This window comes from Amycolatopsis melonis (assembly GCF_040064235.1).
In the GTDB taxonomy this organism is placed as follows: domain Bacteria; phylum Actinomycetota; class Actinomycetes; order Mycobacteriales; family Pseudonocardiaceae; genus Amycolatopsis; species Amycolatopsis melonis.
Map to the genome: position 1 here is coordinate 63,019 of NZ_JBDZYD010000003.1, position 20,761 is coordinate 83,779.

General features: G+C 71.0%; 23 protein-coding genes. 12 read left to right on the top strand and 11 right to left on the bottom strand.

Translation table 11 applies throughout. From position 1 onward, the window contains the following. Positions 1 to 39 precede the first annotated feature (39 nt). The 3 genes from ABJI51_RS08105 (at position 40) to nicT (ending at position 3,198) form a co-directional block, all read left to right on the top strand. Positions 40 to 1,041: a MurR/RpiR family transcriptional regulator gene (locus ABJI51_RS08105; protein WP_348948818.1), complete on the top strand. Its 1,002-nt coding sequence runs from the start codon at positions 40 to 42 to the stop codon at positions 1,039 to 1,041. Between the two features lie 23 nt (positions 1,042 to 1,064). Continuing rightward, the gene (locus tag ABJI51_RS08110; RefSeq protein WP_348948820.1) at positions 1,065 to 1,994 is read left to right on the top strand and encodes an N-acetylmuramic acid 6-phosphate etherase; all 930 of its coding nucleotides are present in this window, start codon (positions 1,065 to 1,067) and stop codon (positions 1,992 to 1,994) included. 115 nt (positions 1,995 to 2,109) lie between these two features. Continuing rightward, positions 2,110 to 3,198 (top strand): Nickel transporter NicT, encoded by a 1,089-nt coding sequence (gene nicT / locus ABJI51_RS08115; RefSeq protein ID WP_348948822.1) that lies wholly within the window; start codon positions 2,110 to 2,112, stop codon positions 3,196 to 3,198. Here nicT and ABJI51_RS08120 read toward each other — a convergent pair. Then, positions 3,134 to 4,327 (bottom strand): MFS transporter, encoded by a 1,194-nt coding sequence (locus ABJI51_RS08120; protein ID WP_348948824.1) that lies wholly within the window; start codon positions 4,325 to 4,327, stop codon positions 3,134 to 3,136. The two genes, nicT and ABJI51_RS08120, sit on opposite strands and share 65 nt — an antisense overlap. Positions 4,328 to 4,382: 55 nt before the next feature. Between ABJI51_RS08120 and ABJI51_RS08125 the strand changes: the two genes are divergently transcribed. Then, complete coding sequence (locus ABJI51_RS08125) at positions 4,383 to 4,688, top strand: ArsR/SmtB family transcription factor (protein ID WP_348948825.1); 306 nt, start codon at positions 4,383 to 4,385, stop codon at positions 4,686 to 4,688. 1 nt (position 4,689) lies between these two features. On the opposite strand, the gene ABJI51_RS08130 is transcribed toward ABJI51_RS08125, so the two are convergent. Genes ABJI51_RS08130 through ABJI51_RS08140 form a run of 3 tightly spaced genes read right to left on the bottom strand, consistent with a single transcriptional unit; the run spans position 4,690 to position 6,474 of the window. Then, positions 4,690 to 5,211 carry a hypothetical protein gene (locus tag ABJI51_RS08130; RefSeq protein ID WP_348948827.1) on the bottom strand — a complete coding sequence of 174 codons (522 nt, stop codon included), beginning with the start codon at positions 5,209 to 5,211 and terminating at the stop codon, positions 4,690 to 4,692. A 50-nt stretch (positions 5,212 to 5,261) separates the two neighbouring features. Then, the gene (locus tag ABJI51_RS08135) at positions 5,262 to 5,984 is read right to left on the bottom strand and encodes a Fic family protein (RefSeq protein WP_348948829.1); all 723 of its coding nucleotides are present in this window, start codon (positions 5,982 to 5,984) and stop codon (positions 5,262 to 5,264) included. Next, the gene (locus ABJI51_RS08140) at positions 5,977 to 6,474 is read right to left on the bottom strand and encodes a phosphoribosyltransferase (RefSeq protein WP_348948831.1); all 498 of its coding nucleotides are present in this window, start codon (positions 6,472 to 6,474) and stop codon (positions 5,977 to 5,979) included. The genes ABJI51_RS08135 and ABJI51_RS08140 overlap by 8 nt, the downstream gene beginning before the upstream one ends. A 112-nt stretch (positions 6,475 to 6,586) precedes the next feature. Between ABJI51_RS08140 and ABJI51_RS08145 the strand changes: the two genes are divergently transcribed. The 3 genes from ABJI51_RS08145 (at position 6,587) to ABJI51_RS08155 (ending at position 9,899) form a co-directional block, all read left to right on the top strand. After that, positions 6,587 to 7,186, top strand: a complete 600-nt coding sequence (locus ABJI51_RS08145; RefSeq protein WP_348948833.1) for a GNAT family N-acetyltransferase — start codon at positions 6,587 to 6,589, stop codon at positions 7,184 to 7,186. 100 nt (positions 7,187 to 7,286) lie between these two features. Then, positions 7,287 to 9,269 (top strand): acetate--CoA ligase, encoded by a 1,983-nt coding sequence (gene acs / locus ABJI51_RS08150; protein WP_348948834.1) that lies wholly within the window; start codon positions 7,287 to 7,289, stop codon positions 9,267 to 9,269. 141 nt (positions 9,270 to 9,410) lie between these two features. After that, on the top strand, positions 9,411 to 9,899 hold the full coding sequence (locus ABJI51_RS08155) for a DUF6319 family protein (RefSeq protein WP_348948836.1): 489 nt from the start codon (positions 9,411 to 9,413) through the stop codon (positions 9,897 to 9,899). Positions 9,900 to 9,976: 77 nt separating this feature from the next. Here the strand turns inward: ABJI51_RS08155 and ABJI51_RS08160 are convergent, their stop codons facing one another. Next, positions 9,977 to 10,318: a cupin domain-containing protein gene (locus ABJI51_RS08160; protein ID WP_348948837.1), complete on the bottom strand. Its 342-nt coding sequence runs from the start codon at positions 10,316 to 10,318 to the stop codon at positions 9,977 to 9,979. A gap of 129 nt (positions 10,319 to 10,447) precedes the next feature. Here ABJI51_RS08160 and ABJI51_RS08165 point away from each other — a divergent pair, with 129 nt between their 5' ends. After that, positions 10,448 to 11,176, top strand: coding sequence for a VIT1/CCC1 transporter family protein (locus tag ABJI51_RS08165; protein WP_348948839.1), 729 nt, complete (start codon positions 10,448 to 10,450; stop codon positions 11,174 to 11,176). On the opposite strand, the gene ABJI51_RS08170 is transcribed toward ABJI51_RS08165, so the two are convergent. Continuing rightward, a complete protein-coding gene (locus ABJI51_RS08170) occupies positions 11,173 to 12,630 on the bottom strand; it encodes a peptide MFS transporter (protein WP_348948840.1) in 1,458 nt (485 codons plus the stop codon). The two genes, ABJI51_RS08165 and ABJI51_RS08170, sit on opposite strands and share 4 nt — an antisense overlap. Positions 12,631 to 12,817: 187 nt before the next feature. On the opposite strand from ABJI51_RS08170, the gene nhaA reads away from it, so the two are divergent. From nhaA to ABJI51_RS08185, 3 genes are read left to right on the top strand one after another with little or no spacing between them, the layout of a single operon-like run. Next, positions 12,818 to 14,005 carry a Na+/H+ antiporter NhaA gene (nhaA, locus tag ABJI51_RS08175; RefSeq protein WP_348948841.1) on the top strand — a complete coding sequence of 396 codons (1,188 nt, stop codon included), beginning with the start codon at positions 12,818 to 12,820 and terminating at the stop codon, positions 14,003 to 14,005. Positions 14,006 to 14,047: 42 nt separating this feature from the next. Beyond that, the gene (locus ABJI51_RS08180; protein ID WP_348948843.1) at positions 14,048 to 14,539 is read left to right on the top strand and encodes a phage holin family protein; all 492 of its coding nucleotides are present in this window, start codon (positions 14,048 to 14,050) and stop codon (positions 14,537 to 14,539) included. A 4-nt stretch (positions 14,540 to 14,543) separates the two neighbouring features. Further along, positions 14,544 to 15,470 carry an alpha/beta fold hydrolase gene (locus ABJI51_RS08185; protein WP_348948845.1) on the top strand — a complete coding sequence of 309 codons (927 nt, stop codon included), beginning with the start codon at positions 14,544 to 14,546 and terminating at the stop codon, positions 15,468 to 15,470. Here ABJI51_RS08185 and ABJI51_RS08190 read toward each other — a convergent pair. Then, positions 15,457 to 16,545, bottom strand: coding sequence for an FAD-dependent oxidoreductase (locus tag ABJI51_RS08190; RefSeq protein WP_348948846.1), 1,089 nt, complete (start codon positions 16,543 to 16,545; stop codon positions 15,457 to 15,459). The genes ABJI51_RS08185 and ABJI51_RS08190 overlap by 14 nt on opposite strands. Before the next feature lie 109 nt (positions 16,546 to 16,654). Here ABJI51_RS08190 and ABJI51_RS08195 point away from each other — a divergent pair, with 109 nt between their 5' ends. Then, the gene (locus ABJI51_RS08195) at positions 16,655 to 17,533 is read left to right on the top strand and encodes a TetR/AcrR family transcriptional regulator (RefSeq protein WP_348948848.1); all 879 of its coding nucleotides are present in this window, start codon (positions 16,655 to 16,657) and stop codon (positions 17,531 to 17,533) included. On the opposite strand, the gene ABJI51_RS08200 is transcribed toward ABJI51_RS08195, so the two are convergent. The 4 genes from ABJI51_RS08200 to nth are packed head-to-tail and all read right to left on the bottom strand — an operon-like array spanning position 17,530 to position 20,691. After that, the gene (locus ABJI51_RS08200) at positions 17,530 to 18,714 is read right to left on the bottom strand and encodes a MarP family serine protease (protein WP_348948850.1); all 1,185 of its coding nucleotides are present in this window, start codon (positions 18,712 to 18,714) and stop codon (positions 17,530 to 17,532) included. The two genes, ABJI51_RS08195 and ABJI51_RS08200, sit on opposite strands and share 4 nt — an antisense overlap. Continuing rightward, complete coding sequence (locus ABJI51_RS08205; RefSeq protein ID WP_348948851.1) at positions 18,711 to 19,415, bottom strand: NUDIX hydrolase; 705 nt, start codon at positions 19,413 to 19,415, stop codon at positions 18,711 to 18,713. Before ABJI51_RS08205 ends, ABJI51_RS08200 begins: the two co-directional genes overlap by 4 nt. Continuing rightward, the gene (locus ABJI51_RS08210) at positions 19,412 to 20,011 is read right to left on the bottom strand and encodes a TlpA family protein disulfide reductase (RefSeq protein WP_348948852.1); all 600 of its coding nucleotides are present in this window, start codon (positions 20,009 to 20,011) and stop codon (positions 19,412 to 19,414) included. Before ABJI51_RS08210 ends, ABJI51_RS08205 begins: the two co-directional genes overlap by 4 nt. After that, the gene (nth, locus tag ABJI51_RS08215; RefSeq protein WP_348948854.1) at positions 20,008 to 20,691 is read right to left on the bottom strand and encodes an endonuclease III; all 684 of its coding nucleotides are present in this window, start codon (positions 20,689 to 20,691) and stop codon (positions 20,008 to 20,010) included. The genes ABJI51_RS08210 and nth overlap by 4 nt, the downstream gene beginning before the upstream one ends. Positions 20,692 to 20,761: the final 70 nt, after the last annotated feature.

Sequence of the window (20,761 nt, forward strand, 5' to 3'; positions counted from 1 at the left end):
TTGCGATCGTACCGAAGGGTGTGGGTAGCCTTGTCGCAAATGCCAACGGTTAGTAACTTTCCGACGGTGAATGATCCCGAATCCGTAGTCGGCACGGCACCGTCCGAGCCCGTATCGGTCCAGACGACCGTGCGGGACGCGGACGCCAGCCCGCTGGTGCGGATCCGGTCGCTGCTCCCCGGCCTGGCCAGGGCGGAGCAGCGCGTCGCGAAGGTCGTGCTGGACGACCCGGCGTCGGTCGCCCGGCGCAGCATCACCGAGGTGGCCCTCGCCGCCAACACGAGCGAGACCACGGTGACGCGGTTCTGCAAGGCGGTGGGCGTCGGCGGGTACCCGCAGCTGCGCATCGCGCTCGCCGCGGACACCGCCCGGACCGAGGCGCGCACCACGCGCAACCTCGGCGGCGAGATCGGCCCGGAGGACGACCTGGCCGCCGTCATCGGCAAGGTCAGCTTCGCCGACGCGCGTGCCGTCGAGGAGACGGCCGACCAGCTCGACGTCGCCACGCTCGAGCGCGTGATCGAGGTCGTCGCGAGCGCCGGCCGCGTGGACGTCTACGGCGTCGGTGCCAGCGCGTTCGTCGCCGCGGACCTGCAGCAGAAGCTGCACCGCATCGGCCGCGTGTGCTTCGCGTGGTCGGACACGCACATCATGCTCACCTCGGCCGCGGTGCTCAGCCCCGGTGACGTCGCCATCGGCGTCTCGCACACCGGCGCGACCACCGACACCGTCGAGGCGCTGCGCGTGGCCCGCGAGCACGGCGCGATCACCATCGCCGTGACGAACTTCCCGCGCTCGCCGATCACCGAGGTCGCCGACTACGTTTTGACGACCGCAGCACGGGAAACCACTTTCCGTTCGGGAGCGACGGCGAGCCGCATCGCCCAGCTCACCGTCATCGACTGCCTGTTCATCGGCGTCGCGCAGCGGCACATGGACGCGTCGGTCAGCGCACTGGACGCGACCAGGGACGCGGTCGGCTCGCACCGCTTGGGGGTCAGGCCGGACGGTCGTCGCCGTCCGCGGGAAACCGGCAAGTAATGACCGACGAAAAGGTGAGGCGCATGATGACCGTCCCCGTGCAGGCGGTGCACGTCGATTCGCCGACCGAGACCCGCAATCCCCGCACCACGGACATCGACCTGATGTCCACGGCGGGGATCCTGGGCGCGATCAACGCCGAGGACCGCACGGTCCCCGGTGCCGTCGCCGCGGTGCTGCCCCAGGTGGCGCGCGCGGTGGACTACGCGGTCGACGCCCTGCGGGCAGGCGGCCGGGTGCACTACGTCGGGGCGGGCACGTCCGGGCGCCTGGCCACCCTGGACGCGGCCGAGCTGGTGCCGACGTTCAACGTGCCGGGCGACTGGTTCATCGCTCACCACGCCGGCGGCGAGCGGGCCCTCCGCCACGCCGTCGAAAACGCGGAGGACGACTCGGGGGCCGGCGCGGCGGAGATGGCCGCGATGGTCCAGCCGGGCGACTTCGTGCTGGGGCTGACGGCGTCGGGCAGGACGCCGTACGTCCTGGGTGCGCTGGCCGCGGCGTCCCGCCAGGGCGCGCGGACCGGGCTGGTCTCGGGCAACCCGAAGGCCGCCAAGCCCGCCGGGGTGGACGTGCTCATCGCCGTCGACACCGGCCCGGAGGTGATCGCCGGCTCGACCCGGATGAAGGCGGGCACGGCGCAGAAGATGCTCCTGACGTCGTTCTCGACGGCGACGATGATCAAGATGGGCCGCACCTACTCCAACCTGATGGTCAGCGTGCGGGCCACGAACGCGAAGCTGCGCGGCCGGACCATCCGGATCCTGCAGGAAGCCACCGGCATGACGATGGCGGACTGCTCGGACGCGCTCACCGAGGCCGGGGGCGACCTCAAGGTGGCGCTGGTGCACCTGCTGTCGGGTTCGGACGTGACGAGCGCGGCCAAGGCGCTCCACAGCTCCGGCGGTCACGTCCGCAAGGCACTGGACAACTTGCGGGTGCGGGCGAGCTAACAGCTTTCGGGGGCTCCGGGTGGCGGAGCCCCCGGCCCGGGGCGAAGCCCCGGTTGTCATTGCCCGTCATCTGCTCATCTGTCTAACCTCTCAGACGAGAGAAGGCGGGTGGGCGATGACGGACGTCTCCGTGGACTCGCGGCGCGGGCTGTCGCGCCGCGAGTGGGTGTCGATCGGCGGGATGGCGGGGTTCGTCCTGCTGCTCAACGTCGTGGGCTGGGTCGTGCTCGCGGCGTTCGTCGCGCCGCGGCACTACGCGCTGGGCTCGTCCGGCGTGTTCGGGATCGGGCTGGGCGTCACCGCGTTCACGCTCGGCATGCGGCACGCGTTCGACGCCGACCACATCGCGGCGATCGACAACACCACCCGCAAGCTGATGGCCGACGGGCAGCGCCCGCTGTCGGTCGGCTTCTGGTTCTCGCTCGGGCACTCGACGGTCGTCTTCGCGCTGTGCCTGCTGCTGTCCCTCGGCGTCCGCGCGCTGGCCGGGCAGGTCGAGGACGGCTCGTCGGCGTTGCACGACGTCACCGGCGTCATCGGGACGTCGGTGTCCGGCGTGTTCCTGTACGTGATCGCGATCCTGAACCTGGTGGTGCTGGCCGGCATCCTGCGCGTGTTCCGGCGGATGCGCCGCGGCGACTTCGACGAAGCCGCGCTGGAACGGCACCTGGACAACCGCGGCGTGCTGAACCGGCTGCTGCGCGGCGCAACGAAGGCCGTGCGGAAGCCGTGGCACATCTACCCGGTCGGGGTGCTGTTCGGGCTGGGCTTCGACACCGCGACCGAGATCGGGCTGCTCGTGCTCGCCGCGGGCGCGGCGACGTTTTCGCTGCCCTGGTACGCGATCCTCGTGCTGCCGATCCTGTTCGCGGCGGGGATGAGCCTGTTCGACACCGCCGACGGCTGCTTCATGAACTTCGCCTACGGCTGGGCGTTCGCGAAGCCGGTCCGCAAGATCTTCTACAACATCACGGTGACCGCGCTCTCGGTCGCGGTGGCGCTGGTCGTCGGGACGATCGAGCTGGTCTCGATCCTGGCCGAGAAGCTGGCCATCACCTCCGGTCCGCTGGCCGCGATCGCGTCGGTGAACCTGGACTACGTCGGCTTCGGGATCGCCGGGCTGTTCGTGCTGACGTGGGTCATCGCACTGGCGGTGTGGCGGTTCGGGCGGATCGAAGAGAAGTGGTCGGCGAAGCTTTCCTGACGCAGGCGGCCAGCGCCGCGGCGGCGGCGAGCGCGCCGGCCGGGCCGACCCACGACGGTCCCGCGGCGGCCAGGACGACGCCGCCGATCGCGGAACCGAGCGCGCCGCCGACGTAGATGGCCGAGCCGTTCAGTCCCAATGCGACAGTCGGCGCGTCCGGGGCGACGGTGAACAGCCGGTGCTGCTGCGGCACCATCAGCATCCCGCTGAAGGCCCCGGAGAAGAAGGCGAGCAGCAGCGCGCCGGGCAGCGAAAGCACGGCGAAGTCGAGGACGGCGAGCACGACCGCGGTGCCTGCCAGCGAAAGCAGGCGGACGCGGCCAGGGCCGAGGCGGTCGGTGGCGCGGCCGGTGAACGTCGTGCCGGCGACCTGGCCGAGCCCGGACCCGACCAGCACCCACGACAGCACGGCGCCGCTCGCGACCGGCCCGACGAGCACCGGCAGGTAGACGAACACGGTGAACCCGGCGAGCGTGCCGAGGATCGTCACCAGCAGCACGCGGGCCACCGGCGGCCGCACGACGACGGCAAGGCGGGCCCGCAGGCCGGCGGCGGGCACGCGGACTTCGGGGACGATCGGGATCAGCGCGGCGACGACCACCGCGACCACCCCGATCCCCCACATCACCGCACGCCAGCCGAGCCAGTTCCCGGCCAGCACGCCGATCGGGACGCCGAGCACCATGGACACGCTCATCCCGGCGGCGACGGTGGCGAGCGCGCGGCCACGGCGTTCTTCGGAGGAAAGGGCGCCCGCGAGGACGTAGGCGTTGGACTGGAAGGCGGCGGCGCCGACCGCGGCGAGCAGCCGGGCCACGGCGACCACCGCGAACGACGTCCCGAGCGCCTGCCCGGCCATGCCGACGGTGAACAGCGCCATGCCGCCTGCCAGCAGCCACCGGCGGTCCCAGCCGCCGGTGAACGCGGCCAGCAGCGGCGAGGCGATCGCGTAGGTCAGGGCGAAGACGGTGGTGAGCTGGCCGGCCACGGACTCGGTCACGTGCAGGTCGGCGGCGATGACCGGGAGGAGGCCGTTGAGCACGAACCCGTCGGTGCCGACGGTGAACGTGCCCACCGCGAGAACGAGCAGGACCCCCAGCCGATCATTAGATGATCGTCGAATCGTCATGCGGTCATGATGGGGATACACTTCGATCGTTGTCAAATGATCGAAGGGATTTCCCGTGGCCCGGACACTGCCCCAACCGGCCCGCGAAGCGATCGAGATCGTGCCGGTGCTGCAGGCACTCGCCGACCCGGTGCGCCTGGAACTGGTGCGTGAGCTGGCGAAGGAGACCGAGCCACGCAGCTGCGCGCTCGGCGAGTACGACCTGGACATCACCGCGCCGACGTTGTCGCACCACTGGCGCGTACTGCGCGAAGCCGGGCTGACGACGACGTTCGTCGAAGGCCGGACGCGCTGGGTGGAGCTACGCCGCGAGGACGTGCAGGCGCGGTTCCCCGGCCTGCTGGACGCCGTGCTGGCCTAACTCACGGGGCATAGATGGTGAGGGTCGTCGGGCCGGTGAGGCTGCCGATCCCCGGGCCGGCGCAGGCGAGGGCGTCCGGCGTCACGAGCGTGGCCACCTGGACCGCGCTGCCCGGCGCGTACCGCCCGGCCGTGATCACGCCCGTGTTCGTGACGACGACCTGACCGCCGACCACGGTGGTCGTGAAGTTGTAGGTGAAGGTGGTCGGCTCGGCCGCCGGATTGCCCCACACGTACGTGCGCGACGTCGAACCGGCGTTGAGCAGCGTCGTGCAGGAGACCACGTCGGTGAACACCTGGGTGTAGGTCGCGGTGAAGGCCTGCGGATCGGTGCAGACGGGGAAAGTGCCGGTGAGGACCCCGGACACGAGCCGGGGCGTGTTGGTGATGGGCGGGTCGTAGGTGACCGCCCAGGTGCCGGTACAGGTCTGGACGGCGGTCTTGGCCTGCGCCGGCCCGGCGGACGCCAGCACGCTCACCGCGGCGAGCACTGCTGTCAGGAAAGCACCGCACTTCCGGTTCATACCGGTACGGGACCACGAACGAGGCGGCACGGGCTACCGCCGTTTCGGTGTCAGGAAGCCGCGTCCGAGATGCTCCTCGCCTCGCGCGCACCGGCCTCGAACGCTTCGCAGCAGAACAGCAGCCACCCGCGGACCCCTTCGGGCGTTCCGCTCGCGAAGCCTTCCGCGGCTTCGAGGTATCGCGGCACGCGGCGGAAGAACGACACCTCGGGCACGCTCAGCGACTTCGGGTCCAGGCCGGTGGCGACCATCGTCAGCCGGGCCGCCGCGCGGGCCACGATGCCGTCCGCGCTGCCGAACGGCTTCAGGGCCAGCAGCTCGCCGTGGACGACCGCCGTCAGGATCGGGCCGGGGACCGACGTTGCTCCGGTCACCAGCTGGGCCAGCAGCTCGAGACGGCCGCCGCCGGAGTGCGGGCGGCCCAGTGCGTCCTGGTCGTCCACCAGGTCCGCCGCGGCCAGGACGTGCAGGCGCGCCAACGCCTGCAGCGGTGCCCGGCGCCAGGTCGGCAGCAGCGACTCCAGTGTCTCCGCGACGCGCAGGGCGCCCGCCAGGACCGGGTCGTCGACCGTGCCGTCGGCGGGCAGCTCCGGGTTGGCGCCTTCGATACCCGCCGACGCGCGGGCGGCGCGCACCGAGGCCTCCGCCGCCGTTGCCGCGCCGCCGCGGAGGTTGGCCGGGAGGCGGTGGACCGCGAAGATCGCGTCCTGCGCCGACTTCGCCGCCGCCGCGACGCCGTCGAGGTCGAGGAGGGGCTTGAGCGGGTCAGGCATCGAGCACCTGGCCTTCGCGGGAGACCACGGGCGGCAGCACCGACCACGGGAAGTTGATCCACTTGTCGGTGTGCCGCCAGACGTACTCGCACTTCACCGTCGAGTGCGGCTTCTCGTAGACGACCGCCGAGCGCACCTCGGCGACGTGGTCGAGGCAGAAGTCGCGGACGAGCTTGAGGGTGGCGCCGGTGTCGGCGACGTCGTCGGCGATGAGCACCTTCTTGCTCGCCAGGTCGACGACGTTGGGCACCGGCGGCAGCATCACCGGCAGGTCGAGGCGCTGGTCGACGCCGGTGTAGAACTCGACGTTCATCACGTGCAGGTTCTTCACGTCCAGCGCGTAGCCGAGCGCGCCGGCGACGAACAGGCCGCCGCGGGCGATGGACAGGACGAGGTCCGGCGCGAAGCCGTCGTCGGCGATCGTGTGAGCCAGTTCACGGCTCGCCGTGCCGAACAGCTCCCAGGTCAGCTCTTCCCGCTCTTCGGCCATCGATCTCGCCCTTCGTCGTGGTCCGCCGAGCATAGGCAACGCCGAAGTGGCCTCTTGAAATGCTCGGAAACTGGCTATCAGGGAAAGCCAATATCGGTCCTACGGTGAGCCCGTGAGCGACTGGAACACGCAACCGATCCTGTCCGGCGAGCACGTCCGCCTGGAACCCCTGTCCCCCGAGCACGCCAAGGGCCTGTTCGAGGCCGGCGCCGACCCCGGCATCTGGACGTGGCTGAGCACGCGGCAGCCTGCCGACGTCCCGGCCATGGAGCGGTTCGTCGAGCAGGCGCTGGCCGATCCCGACCGGCGGCCGTTCGCGCAGATCGACGCTTCCGGGCGCGTCGCCGGGACGACGTCGTACTACCAGGTCGTCGAGAAGCACCGGATCCTGTCGATCGGGCACACCTGGATCGGCGCCGCGTGGCAGCGCACCGGGCTGAACACCGAGTCGAAGCTGCTGCTGCTCACCCACGCCTTCGAAACCCTTGGCGCGCAACGGGTTTCCTGGGAGACCGACATCCGGAACCTGCGCTCGCAACGCGCCATCGAGCGGCTCGGCGCGCTGCGCGAGGGCATCCTGCGGGCACACCGGATCCGGCCGGACGGCTCGTCGCGCGACACTGTCACCTATTCGATGGTGGCGCCGGAGTGGCCGGGCGCGAAGGCCCGCCTGAACGAACGCTTAGTCACCACCGCTCGCCTGGCACGGTGATCCGGCGGGGCAACGTGGGTGCAACCTTTTACAAGGCGGACTAACGTCGCTAGCGTGCCGCTAGCCGTCGTATCGGCGCACTACAGGAGGCCTTGCAACCATGACCGAGCAGTCCCCAGCCCTGGACAACCTGCTCACCGAGAGCCGCACCTTCCCGCCCAGCGAAGAATTCGCTGCCCAGGCCAATGCGAAGGCCGATCTCTACGCCGAGGCGGACGCCGATCGCGAAGCGTTCTGGGCCAAGCAGGCCGAGCGGCTCACGTGGGACACGAAGTGGACCACGGTACTGGACTGGACCAATGCGCCGTTCGCGAAGTGGTTCGTCGGCGGCAAGCTGAACGTCGCCTACAACTGCGTCGACCGGCACGTCGAGTCCGGCCACGGCGACCAGGTCGCGATCCACTGGGTCGGCGAGCCGGGTGACACCCGGGACATCACCTACGCCGAGCTGAAGACCGAGGTTTCCAAGGCGGCCAACGCACTCACCTCGCTCGGCGTCACCGCCGGCGACGTCGTCGCGATCCAGCTGCAGATGGTCCCCGAGGCCATCTTCGCGATGCTCGCGTGCGCGCGGATCGGCGCGCTGCACAGCGTCGTCTTCGGCGGCTTCTCCCCGACGGCGCTGCGGGCGCGCGTCGACGACGCCGCCGCGAAGCTCGTCATCACCTCCGACGGCCAGTTCCGCCGCGGCAAGGCCGCGCCGATGAAGGCCAATGTCGACGAAGCGCTCCAAGGGGCCGAGACCGTCGAGAAGGTCATCGTCGTCAAGCGCACGGGCGACCAGCTCGAAGGCGAGGTGCCGTGGACCGAGGGCCGCGACCTCTGGTGGCACGACTTGGTCGACGGACAGTCCGAAGAGCACACTCCCGAGGCGTTCGACAGCGAGCACCCGCTGTTCATCCTGTACACGTCCGGCACGACCGGGAAGCCGAAGGGCATTCTCCACACGTCGGGCGGCTACCTGACGCAGACGGCGTACACGCACCACAACGTCTTCGACCACAAGGCGGGCGAGGACGTCTACTGGTGCACCGCGGACATCGGCTGGATCACCGGCCACAGCTACATCGTCTACGGCCCGCTGGCAAACCGCGTGACGCAGGTGGTCTACGAAGGCACGCCGAACACCCCGCACGAGGGACGGCACTGGGAGATCATCCAGAAGTACAAGGTCTCCATCTACTACACCGCGCCGACGCTGATCCGCACGTTCATGAAGTGGGGCGCGGAAATCCCCGAGAAGTACGACCTGTCGTCGCTGCGGGTGCTGGGCTCGGTCGGCGAGCCGATCAACCCCGAGGCATGGATCTGGTACCGCGAGAACATCGGCGCGGGCAAGACCCCGATCGTCGACACGTGGTGGCAGACCGAGACCGGCGCGATCATGATCTCACCGCTGCCGGGCGTCACCGCCGCCAAGCCGGGCTCGGCCCAGAAGGCGCTGCCGGGCATCTCCGCGAAGGTCGTCGACGACCAGGGCAACGAGGTCGGCCCGGGTGGCGGCGGGTACCTGGTGCTCGACAAGCCGTGGCCGTCGATGCTGCGGGGCGTCTGGGGCGACGAGGAGCGCTTCAAGGAGACGTACTGGTCGCGCTTCAGCGAGCAGGGCTTCTACTTCGCCGGCGACGGCGCGAAGTACGACAACGACGGTGACGTCTGGCTGCTCGGCCGCGTCGACGACGTGATGAACGTGTCCGGCCACCGCATCTCGACGACCGAGGTCGAGTCGGCGCTGGTCTCGCACCCGACGGTGGCCGAGGCGGCGGTCGTCGGCGCGACCGACCCGACGACCGGCCAGGGCATCGTCGCGTTCGTCATCCTGCGCGGCAACGCCGTGGACGGTGGCGACGAGGCCGTGCAGGAGCTGCGCAACCACGTCGCGAAGGAGATCGGGCCGATCGCGAAGCCGCGGCAGATCATGGTCGTGCCGGAGCTGCCGAAGACGCGCTCGGGCAAGATCATGCGCCGCCTGCTGCGCGACGTCGCCGAGAACCGGCAGGTCGGGGACGTCACCACGCTGGCGGACTCGTCGGTGATGGACCTGATCTCGTCGGGCCTGAAGTCGGGCAAGTCCGAGGAGTGAGCTAGCGTTCTCGCGTCAGGGCCCTTCCGGCTTCTCGCCGGGAGGGCTCTGTCATGACACCCCGAGTGGCACGACTCGAACGCATGTTCTACGCTGTGCCGCGAACCACACCCACTTCCCGGGCAAGGAGACGACACGACGATGACCGTGGATGTCCTGACGCACGACGAGGAAACGGCTTCGGCTCCGGTTTCGACTCCGGAGGTTCCCGCCGCCGAGGCGCCCGTCACCGAGTCCGCGTCCCCCTCTCCCTCGGCGGACTCGCCCGAGTCCGCGGCCGAGTCCGCGGCCGAGGAGGAGGCTCCCAAGCCGAAGCGCGGCCGCCCGAAGGGTGCGGCGACGGCGTCGACGGCGAAGAAGACCCGCACGGTCGAGCTGATCCTGACGGTCACCGGCACCGCCGACGGCGAGTGGCAGGCCGAGCTGAAGAACGGTTCGAAGTGGGTCGCGAAGGGCCTGGAGATCCCGGCCGCGGCGGTCTCGCGCGCGGCGAAGGAGCTGCACGCCGAGCTGTCCGGCCCGATCGACGAGGTGATCAACCAGGCCCGTGAGGCGCAGGCCGCGAAGGTCGCCGCGCTGGAGGCCGAGCTGGAGAAGGCCAAGCAGGCCCTCGCCGAGCTGGACGTCTGAGCTTCACCCCAGGAAACGCCCGGGTCCGCGATCGGCGGGGCCGGGCGTTTCCGCTTCCCGGCGGCGGCCTGGGTGGTTCAGGCGATCGGCGGGCGGCCCGGCAGCGGCGACTTGAACTCCACCCACATGGCGTCCGTCAGCGCCTCGACGTGGTGGGCCACGCCCTTCGGGTGCACCACCGAATTCCCCGGTTCGAGCACCGCCTCGACGCCGTCGACCGCGCCGCGCAGGCGGCCCGACAGCACGTACACGATGCTGTCGTGGTCGTGCGCGTGCGTCGGCGAGGACACTCCCGCCGGGTAGTGGATCAGGTAGGCCACTCCGCTCGCCGCCGTCTCCAGCAGCCGGAACCGGCCCTCGCCTCCGGTCAGCGAGAGGCCCTCGACCGTGCGCAGCGGCTGCCATACCTGCTCTTCCATGCCTCCATCATGACCCAGAACCGGTGAGTCCACACAGGACGCCACTTAGGTAAGGCATGTGTTAATTAGGCCGCCCTGACCGGAAACCCTGCTCTCGCCCGGAATCCGCTTCCGTGTTTCACTGTTCTGGTGACCGAGACGATCGACGGTGACGCGGTGGAGCACGCCCACGAACCACACGGGAGCGTGGGCGGGAAGCTGAACTGGCTGCGTGCCGGGGTGCTGGGGGCGAACGACGGGATCGTGTCGGTCGCCGGCATCGTCGTCGGCGTGGCCGGGGCGACCACGGAAAGCACCACGATTCTCACCGCCGGAATCGCCGGGCTCGTCGCCGGCGCCTTTTCCATGGCAGGCGGGGAATACGTCTCCGTGAGCACCCAGCGCGACACCGAACAGGCCTTGCTCCGGCTGGAAAAGCAGGAGCTGAAGGAGATGCCCGAGGCCGAGGAACGCGAACTCGCCGAAATCTACGAGGACAAGGGCCTCTCGCCGGAACTGGCCGGCCGGGTCGCGCGCGAACTGACCGAGAAGGACGCGCTGCAGGCGCACGCCGAGGCCGAGCTGGGCATCGACCCGGACAACCTGACCAGCCCGTGGCAGGCGGCGTGGGCGTCGTTCGTCGCGTTCTCGGTCGGCGCGCTGCTGCCGATCCTCTCCATCGCCTGGGCGGGCGTCTCGCTGCGGGTCTGGGCGTGCGCCGCCGCGGTCGTCGTCGGCCTCACGCTGACCGGGTACATCAGCGCGCGGCTCGGCGACGCGAAGGTGGGGCGCGCGATCCTGCGGAACGTCGGCGTCGGCGCCCTCACCATGCTCGTCACGTACTACGTCGGGGTGCTCTTCGGCGTCACCGTCGGCTAGTGGACGCCCTTCATCAGCCTGCGGATGAAGGGAATGCCCAGGAACAGCAGCACGCCGACCCCGATGGCGACCAGGCCGACCGTGCTGAAGTACGCCCCTTCGTCGTCGACCGTGTAGTACTCGGCCAGCTTGCCGGACATCGCCGTGCCCAGCGAGATCGACAGGAAGTTCAGCGCCACCATCTGCGTCCGGAACGCCTCCGGCGCGAGCTTCGTCGACAGCGACAGCCCCACCGGCGACAGGCACAGCTCGGCGATCGTGAAGACGAACAGGATGCCCACCAGCGCGAGCAGCGGGCTCGCGTTCTTGCCGCTGCCGACCATCGGCAGGAACAGCAGGAAGGCCACGCCCATCAGCACCGTGCCGAGCACGAACTTCATCGGCGTCGACGGCTGGCGCTCGCCCAGCTTCGTCCACAGCGCGGCGAGGATCGGCGCGAACACGATGATGAACACCGGGTTGATCGAGCTGACCCAGGACACCGGCATCACCCAGCCGAACAGGTCCCGGTCCAGCCGCTGGTCGGTGTAGGCGGCGACGACCGTGAACTGCTGCTGGTACAGCGAGAAGAACACGGCGCTGGCGAGGAACATCGGGATGAACGACAGCACCCGGCTGCGTTCCACGCCGGTGATCTTGCTGCTGGTCAGGATGACCAGGAAGTAGACGACCGAGATCGCGGCGACCACCCACACCACGACGTCGGCGAGGTTGCCCGGGTGGACGACGCCGGTGAGCACCAGCGCCAGGACGACCGCGACCAGCACGACGGCGGCACCGACGGCGAGCAGCCGCTGGGACGACGGCAGCGGGTTCGGGACCTCCTTGGCCTTCTCGCCGAGGTTCTTCCGGCCGATCGTGTACTGGCCGAGGCCGAGGGCCATGCCGATCGCGGCGAGCCCGAAGCCGAGGTGGAAGCCGACCTCGCTCTGCGCGAGCCCGGTCAGCAGCGGGCCGACGAAACCGCCGAGGTTGACGCCCATGTAGAAGATCGTGAAGCCGGCGTCGCGCCGCTCGTCGCCCTCGGCGTAGAGCGTGCCGACGATGGCCGTCGCGTTGGACTTCAGCCCGCCGCTGCCGACCGCGACGCACACCAGGCCGACGCCGATCCCGGCCAGGCCGGGCAGCAGCGCGAGGCTGATGTGGCCGATCATGATCAGCACGGCGCTGTAGAACAGCGTCCGTTCCGAGCCGAGGAGCCGGTCGGCGACCCAGGCGCCGATGACCGCCGAGAGGTACACCAGGCCGCCGTACGCGCCGACGATGCCGAGCGCGGACTCCTGCGCCAGGCCCAGGCCACCCTGCTCGACCTTGTAGTAGAGGTAGATCGGCAGGATGCCGAGCATCCCGTAGTAGGAGAACCGCTCCCACATCTCGACGCCGAAGAGGTTCGCCAGTCCTCGTGGGTGCCCGAAGAACCTCGTGTCCTGCTGGACCTCTGTGGAGGTGCTCACAACTGTCCTCATCCTTTGTCTCGGACTTCGTTGTCGCTTGGCATGGTATGGGCCGATCAGGTGACTCACCACCGGCACAACGTGTGGCGACCGTCATGACGATCCGTGACAAAAGGCATTAAAATACCGTCAAGGTGCGCCGGGAAGTCTGGTCGGCAACAGTGATCGGCAACCCCGAGGAGCCGCCGTGTCCCGTCCCCTGTCCGAGTTCGCCCGGTACCTGCGCACCGAGACCACCGGCGGGCTCATCCTGCTCGCCGCGACCGCGGTCGCGCTGGTCTGGGCCAATTCGCCACTGCGGGACAGCTATCACGCCCTGCGCGAGTTCCGGATCGGCCCGCAGTTCCTGCACCTCGACCTGACGGTCGGCGACTGGGCCAAGGACGGCCTGCTCGCCCTGTTCTTCTTCGTCGCCGGGCTGGAACTCAAGCGCGAGCTGGTCGTCGGCGAGCTGTCCCGCTTCAAGCAGGCCATCCTGCCGGTCGTGGCCGCGATCGGCGGCATGGTCGTGCCCGCCCTCGTCGCGCTGGCCGTCGGCTGGGGCACGCCGGGCATCGAGCGGGCCTGGGCGATCCCGGTCGCGACCGACATCGCGTTCGCTCTCGGCGTGCTCGCGCTTACCGCGTCGAACCTGCCGTCGAGCGCGCGGATCTTCCTGCTGTCGCTGGCCGTGGTGGACGACCTCGGCGCGATCGTCGTCATCGCCGTGCTGTTCACGACGGGCTTCGACCTGGTCGCGGTGGCGGTCGCCGTCGCCGCCCTCGCGCTGTACGCGTTCCTGCAGCACCGGCGGGTCCGGACGCCGTGGATCTACGTCCCGCTCGCGCTCGTCACGTGGGTCGCGGTGCACTCGGCGGGCGTCCACGCGACGATCGCCGGCGTCGCGCTGGGCCTGCTCACCCGCGTCCGCGCCGACGAAGGCGAGGCCGAAGCACCCGCGCTGCGGCTCGAACACCGCCTCCAGCCGTGGTCGGCGGCGGTGGCCGTGCCGCTGTTCGCGCTGTTCGCGGCCGGGATCACGGTCAACGGCGACGCGCTCGGCGAAGTGTTCACGACGGCGTTGCCGCTCGCGGTGTTCGCCGGGCTGCTCGGTGGCAAGGTCGTCGGCATCCTCGGAGCCAGCCTGCTCGCGGTGAAGCTGCGCGCGGCGGAGAAACCACGCGGGATGGGCTGGCGCGACATGGCCGCGCTGTCCGTGCTCGGCGGGGTCGGGTTCACCGTGAGCCTGCTGATCGCGGAGCTGGCGCTGCCCGAGCAGGCGAGCGAACTGGCGAAGGCGGCGGTGCTGCTCGCGTCGGCGGCGGCGTCCCTGCTGGCGGCGGCCTTGCTACTCCGTCGTAGCAAGGTTCATGCGCAAATGTCCGACACACAGTGAGTCCGCCGCGCCCGGTCACGGGACGCATGGCACGATGACCCGGTGAGCAGCCCCAAACACGAGCGCACCGGCCCCGACGGCGTGGGGGCCGTGCCTTACCTCCCGCTGTCCTCCGCCACCGACGCGCCAAGCGACCAGTCCATCGGCCGTCTGGTCGGCGACGCGACCCAGCACATCTCCACCCTGGTCAGGGCCGAGATGGAGCTGGCGAAGTCCGAGCTGGTCGGGGAGGTGAAGAAGGGCCTCAAGGGGGCGGTCTTCTTCCTGATCGCGCTGACGGTCTTCCTGTACAGCACGTTCTTCCTGTTCTTCTTCGCGGCCGAGGGGCTGGCCGAGTGGCTGCGCTACCGCTGGATCGCGTTCGGCATCGTGTTCGTCCTGATGCTGCTGGTCGCGGCAGGCGTCGGGTTCCTCGGCTACCGCAAGGTGCGGAAGTTCAAGGCGCCCGAGCGGACGATCGCCAGCGTCAAGGAGACCGCCGCCGCGCTCAAGCCGCAGCGTGCCGCCGAAACCGGCGTGACCACGCGCGACTGAGTCGTTGCACGCGTCCCCCGACCCGTCGATCGTCCGGCTCGACGGCCCGTGGGCCCACCGCGACGTGTCCGCGAACGGCATCCGGCTGCACGTGGCCGAGCTCGGCGAGGGGCCCGTCGTGGTGCTGCTGCACGGATTCGCCGAGTTCTGGTGGACCTGGCACCACCAGCTGCGGGCACTGGCCGACGCCGGATTCCGCGCCGTCGCCGTCGACCTGCGCGGTTACGGCGACTCGGACAAGCCGCCGCGCGGCTACGACGCGTGGACGCTCGCCGGCGACGTCGGCGGCCTGATCAAGTCGCTCGGGGCGCGACGCGCCCACCTGGCCGGGCACGCGTGGGGCGGCATGCTCGCCTGGACGGTCGCGGCACTGCACCCGCGGCTGGTGTCGTCGGTGACGGCGATCGGCGCCGCCCACCCGCTCGCGCTGCGCCGGGGCACGGCCCGCCCGTGGCGCGGCCAGGGCCGCGCGGCCGGGCACCTCTTCCGCTTCCAGGTGCCGATGGCGCCGGAGAAGTGGCTGGTGAAGGACGACGCCCAGGCCGTGGCGGACCTGTTCGGCGGCTGGGCCGGACCGCGCTGGCGGTCCACTTCGGACTTCACCGAGAGTGCCGGGAAGTTCCGGCAGGCGATGCTCGTGCCGGGCGTCGCGCACAGCGCGCTGGAGTACTACCGGTGGGCGTTCCGCGCCCAGTTCCGCGGCGAAGGCCGCCGGTTCACCGACGCCGTCGGCACCCGGATCGCGGCGCCGACACTGCAGCTGCACGGCGCCGAGGACACCTGCATCCTGCCCGAAACGGCGCAGTCGTCGGTGCGCTGGGCGGGCCCGCACGCCGAGCCGCAGATCTGGCCGGGCGTCGGGCACTTCCCCCACCTCGAAGCCCCGGACCGCACGTCGGCAGCCCTGGTGGACTTCCTCAAGCGAGACTGATGGCGTTCTTCGCCCGCTCCACCGACTCCTCGGCGGCGGGGCCTTCCGGGTTCTCGGTGGCCAGCGCCTGGTTGAGGGCCACGAAGGGCCGCATCCGCCGTTCGTAGGCCGCGAAAGCCTCTTCGTGCTCCGCCCGGCCGAGTTCCTGCGCGAGGACGTACGCGCCGACGAGCGCGAGGCTCGTCCCCTGCCCGGACAGCGCCGAAGCGCAGTACCCGGCGTCGCCGACCAGCACGACCCGGCCCGAGGACCAGCGGTCGAGGTGGATCTGGGCCATGGCGTCGAAGTAGAAGACCTCCGCCGCGGCCATGGCTTCGAGCAGCTTCGGCACTTCCCAGCCGACCCCGCCGAGCCGTTCGGCGATCAGCCGTTTCTGCTCCGGGACGGCCATCCGCGGCAGCGGTTCCGAGCCGAACCCGAGGGTCACGCGCAGCTCGGTGTTGCCGCGCACCGGGTAGACCGCGCCGCCGGTGTCCTCGTGCCGGAACCACACCTGCCAGTCCTCGAGGCCGAGGAAGTTGGGGGCCGGGAAGATCGCCAGGTACTGCCCGAGGTGCCGGGTGAACTGCTCCTCGGGGCCGAACACCAGCCGTCGCACCGCCGAGTGCAGGCCGTCGGCCCCGACGACCAGGTCGAACGTCCGGAAGCCGCCGTGTTCGAACTCGACGCGCACGCCGTGCTCCTGCTCGGTGAGAGCGGTGATCGCGTCGCCGTAGACGTACTCGACGTGGGTCGTCTCCTGCAGGACCGCGACGACGTCGTCGCGCAGCACCTCGAAGTCGGCGCTGTCGAGCCGTCCGCTGCTGAAGGTGTGTTCCTCCGAGCGGCACAGCTCGTGGCCGTCACCGTCCACCATGGACATTCCGCGCATCCGGGTCCGCAGCGCACGCAGGCGGTCGCCGATCCCCATCTCGTCGACGACGTCGAGCGCGGCACCGCGCACGTCGATCGCCTGGCCGCCGGTGCGCGGGCCGGGCGCCCGCTCGACGACCGTCACCGTCCAGCCCGCGCGGGCCAGGAACCAGGCCAGGGTGCTGCCGGCGATCCCGGCGCCGGAGATCAGGACGTTCCGCATGTTTCCTCCAGAGTTGTACGCTGTTGCGCACCACTGTGGAGTTCCCGCAGTTCAATGGCTACATCTGTGCTAGTACAGATGGCTGTCTGTACTAGGTCAGGAGGCAGCGGTGAAGTACGTGGCCATCGCCGACGAGCTGCGTGGCCGGATCGCCCGCGGCGAGCTGGCGCCGGGTGCGCGGGTGCCCTCGACCCGGCGGCTCGCGGCCGACCACGGCGTCGCGCTCGCGACCGCGGCGAAGGCGCTGGCCCTGCTGAGCCAGGAGGGCGTCGTCCGGGCGGAGCCGCGGTCGGGCACGGTCGTCGCCGGTCCCGACCGCCGTGAGCAGCGCGGGCTGACGCGCGACCGGCTGGTCCGGACGGCCATCGCCATCGCCGACGCCGAGGGCCTCGGCGCGCTGTCGATGCGCGGCGTGGCGGCCCGCCTCGGCGTCGCGGCGATGGCGCCGTACCGGTACGTGCGGGGCCGGGACGAGCTGGTGCTGCTGATGGCGGACGCGGCGTTCGGCGAGCGCGGCTACCCGGCCAGGCCGTCGGGCGACTGGCGAGCCCGGCTGACGCTGGGCGGCCGCACGCTCTGGTCGCTGTTCAAGCGCCACCCGTGGCTCGCGCAGCTCGGCCCGATCACCCGGCCGCTGCCGCTGCGCAACCTGGCGGTCCACGGCGAATGGGCCCTGTCGGCGCTGTCGGAGCTGGGCGTCGACGCGGCGACGCTGTGCGACCTGCACGTGCTGTTCTTCAGCCACGTCCAGGGCATGGCGATCCACCTGGAGCGCGAGCAGAGCGCGCTGGCGACGTCCGGGCTCACCGGCGACGACTGGATGGACCACCAGGCCCCGGCGGTGGCGGCGATGGCGGCAGGCCACCCGACGTTCGGCCGCATGCTGGCCGAGCTGACCGAGACGGGCTACGACCTGGTCCTGGACGACATCTTCGAGCTGGGCATGCGCGCCCTGCTGGACGGCCTGGCCCGGCGCTTCGGCCGCTAGGCGGCGCAGGACCCCGTCGAGACATTCTCCGTCTGCGAAGACGCCGCGTCGACCTCCGCGCGGACCTGCTCGGCCGTCAGCGTGAAGCCCGTCTCCGGGTCCTCCACCGCCGCGCCGAAGACCACGCCGATGACCTTGCCGTCCGGGTCGACCATCGGGCCGCCCGAGTTGCCGCTGCGGATCTCCGCGCGGACCGTGAAGACGTCCCGCTGCACCGTGTGGGCCTCGTAGATGTCCGGGCCGCGCAGGTTGATCCGGCCGCGCACGCGGGCGGGCGTCGCGCGGTACGGGCCGTCGAGCGGGTAGCCGAGCACGATCGCGCTGTCGCCCGCCCGTGCCGTCTCCGGCGCGAACTGCAGTGGCTCGGCGCGCAGCCGCGGGACGGCCAGTACCGCGATGTCGACCTCCGGGTCGAAGTAGACGACGCGGGCCGGGTAGTCGCCCTGCGTCGTCTCGATGCCGACCGTGTCGGTGCCGGCCACGACGTGCGCGTTCGTCATCACCCGCTGGGGCGCGATCACGAACCCGCTGCCCTCCAGCGACCGCGAGCACGAGCTGGCGCTGCCGCGGATCTTGACCACGCTGCCGTGCAGCTGCTGGACGATCGCGCTGCGTTGCAGCGCCGGGTCCGGCGGGGACGTGTCCGCGGTCGGGGCCTTCTGGAACGGGTCCACAATGGACGGGAAGCCGGACGCGTCGAGCAGCTTGCGCAGCTGGCTCGGGAAGCCCTGCGCGGCCTGCGGCATGGCGTCGTTGACCTTGCCGAGCACCACCGAGTGGTTGATCGCCTTCGCCAGCCACGGCGCGCCGGAGACGGCCGTCAGCGGCGTCGCGATCAGCCACGCCACCACGAACACGACCAGCGCCTGCACGACCGCGCCGAGCGTCTTGTCGACGCCGGAGAGCTTGACCGGGTTGATCTTCTGGCGCAGCCTGCGGCCGACGTAGACGCCGATCGCCTCGCCGAGCGCGACCAGGAACACCACCGTCGCGACCGAGAGCGCGACCTTCCACACCGGGTCGTCGAAGAACGCCACGACGACCGGCGCGAGCTTGATCCCGGCGACGGCGCCGAGGATGACGCCGACGAGCGAGGGCAGCGCGATGATCACGCCCTGGACCGCGCCGGACACCGCCGCCAGCAGCGCCAGCAGCAGCACCACCACGTCGACCCAGTTCACCGCGTCACTCCTTCTTCAAGCCGCGCCCGATACGCCGCCAGGGCCTCGTCGAGGTCCCGGACGTCTCCCGAGTCCCACTCGCGTTCCCAGCCGCCCAGGCTCAGCAGGACCGACAGCAGACCGGCCGTGAATCCCCAGACGAACAGGCCGTCGACCTCGAAGGCCGGGCCCTTCCACGGCGCGCCCGCCTTCTTGACCGTGAACCGGTTGGCCGGGTCGACCAGGTCCGCGATCGCGACGCGGGCGACGGATGCCGTTTCGGCCGGGTCGACCGCGTGCACCGGCGACGGCTCGGCCCAGTGCGCCAGCACCGGCGTCACGGCGAACCCGGACACCGGGACGAACAGCTCGGGCAGCACCGCGACCGGCCGGACGCCGGACGGGACCACCCCGGTCTCCTCCTCGGCCTCGCGCAGCGCGGTACCGACCGGGCCGCCGTCGCCGTCCTCGGCGCCGCCGCCCGGGAAGGCGACCTGGCCGGCGTGCGAGCCCAGCGTGTCGGCACGCCGCTGCAGCAGGACGTCCGGCTCGCCGTCGGCTTCGCGCTCGCCGAAGAGGACGAGCACCGCAGCCGGGCGCGTGTAGGCGTCCTCGGGCGGGCTGAACCGGGTGAACGTCCGGGAGTCGACCTCGCCGCTCACCTTGACCAGCGGCCGGAGCCATTCGGGAACCGACTCCGGCTCGACCAGTGGTCCGATCACGATGCCCCCTCGACTGCCGCGCGCACCTGGTCAGTGTTCACGAAGGTGGGTGGGTTCGCGATGAACCGGACCTCGCCCGCCGCGGTGACGAGGTAGGACGCCGGAAGCCGCGGCGGCACCTTCAGCGCCGTCCGGACCGGCCCGCCGCGGCCGTCGCCGTCGAACACCGACGGCAGGTGCACGCTGAGCTTCGCCAGCAGGTCCAGCCCGTCCTTCGCCGGGCTCTGCACCTGGACGCCGAGGACGCGCACGGCACCCGGCTGCTTCGCGTACTCCTGGAGCACGGGCAGCTCGGTCCGGCACGGCTCGCACCAGGACGCCCACACGTTGACCAGCACCGGAGTACCGGCGAGCGCCCGGCCGAGGTCGACGCTCGCGCCGTCGCCGAGGCAGTCCGCGGTGACCCCGTCGAGCTGCTTGACCGGCGCGCCGGACCCCGGCGCCGGGCACGGCTGCAGCGCCGCCGCGGCCCGGGCCGGTGCGAGGTCCGCGGACGGCTTCGCGGCGGGGTCGTCGCCGCCGCGGGGCAGCAGCGCGACGATCAGCGCCACCGCCAGCACGGCGGCGGCGAGCGACCACTTGGTGACTCTCGTCACCGGGGCGCCGCCATGGCCAGGATGTGGTCCTTTTCGACGCCCTTGACCAGTTTCGCGGCTTCCTCGAAGCCGGTCGGGCCGGTGCCGTACGACGGGCAGTCCTTGGCCAGCGGGCAGGCACCGCAGGCGGGCTTCTTGGCGTGGCAGACCCGCCGCCCGTGGAAGATCACCCGGTGGGAGAGCATCGTCCACTCCTTGCGGGGAATCAGCTCACCGACCGCGTGCTCGACCTTGACCGGGTCCTCCTCCGCCGTCCACTTCCAGCGCCGGACCAGCCGCCCGAAGTGCGTGTCGACGGTGATGCCCGGGACGTCGAAGGCGTTGCCGAGGACGACGTTGGCGGTCTTCCGGCCGACGCCGGGCAGCGTGACGAGGTCTTCGAGCTTGTTCGGCACCTCGCCGCCGAAGCGCTCGACCAGCGCCGCGCCGAGGCCCATCACCGAGTTCGCCTTGGCCCGGTAGAAGCCGGTGCTGCGGAGGTACTCCTCCAGCTCGGCGCGGTCGGCGCCCGCGTAGTCGGCGGCCGTCCGGTAGCGCTTGAACAGGGCGGGGGTGACGAGGTTCACCCGGACGTCGGTGGTCTGCGCGGACAGCACGACCGCGACCAGCAGTTCCAGCGGCGTGGTGAAGTCGAGCTCGCAGTGGGCGTCCGGATACACGTCGTCCAAGCAACGCTTCATCCGCCTGGCGCGTCTCACCAGAGCTAACCGGCTTTCACCAGCGCCCTCACGGGGGGCGTTCGTGGTGGCA

Excerpts from the sequence above, each read along its gene's own strand:
- ABJI51_RS08130 (WP_348948827.1), bottom strand. The coding sequence starts at position 5,211 with ATGAACCGGAAGTGCGGTGCTTTCCTGACAGCAGTGCTCGCCGCGGTG.
- ABJI51_RS08155 (WP_348948836.1), top strand. The coding sequence starts at position 9,411 with ATGACCGTGGATGTCCTGACGCACGACGAGGAAACGGCTTCGGCTCCG.
- acs (WP_348948834.1), top strand. The coding sequence starts at position 7,287 with ATGACCGAGCAGTCCCCAGCCCTGGACAACCTGCTCACCGAGAGCCGC.
- ABJI51_RS08105 (WP_348948818.1), top strand. The coding sequence starts at position 40 with ATGCCAACGGTTAGTAACTTTCCGACGGTGAATGATCCCGAATCCGTA.
- ABJI51_RS08110 (WP_348948820.1), top strand. The coding sequence starts at position 1,065 with ATGATGACCGTCCCCGTGCAGGCGGTGCACGTCGATTCGCCGACCGAG.
- ABJI51_RS08160 (WP_348948837.1), bottom strand. The coding sequence starts at position 10,318 with ATGGAAGAGCAGGTATGGCAGCCGCTGCGCACGGTCGAGGGCCTCTCG.
- nth (WP_348948854.1), bottom strand. The coding sequence starts at position 20,691 with ATGAAGCGTTGCTTGGACGACGTGTATCCGGACGCCCACTGCGAGCTC.
- nicT (WP_348948822.1), top strand. The coding sequence starts at position 2,110 with ATGACGGACGTCTCCGTGGACTCGCGGCGCGGGCTGTCGCGCCGCGAG.
- ABJI51_RS08140 (WP_348948831.1), bottom strand. The coding sequence starts at position 6,474 with ATGGCCGAAGAGCGGGAAGAGCTGACCTGGGAGCTGTTCGGCACGGCG.
- ABJI51_RS08120 (WP_348948824.1), bottom strand. The coding sequence starts at position 4,327 with ATGACGATTCGACGATCATCTAATGATCGGCTGGGGGTCCTGCTCGTT.
- ABJI51_RS08135 (WP_348948829.1), bottom strand. The coding sequence starts at position 5,984 with ATGCCTGACCCGCTCAAGCCCCTCCTCGACCTCGACGGCGTCGCGGCG.
- ABJI51_RS08190 (WP_348948846.1), bottom strand. The coding sequence starts at position 16,545 with ATGCGGAACGTCCTGATCTCCGGCGCCGGGATCGCCGGCAGCACCCTG.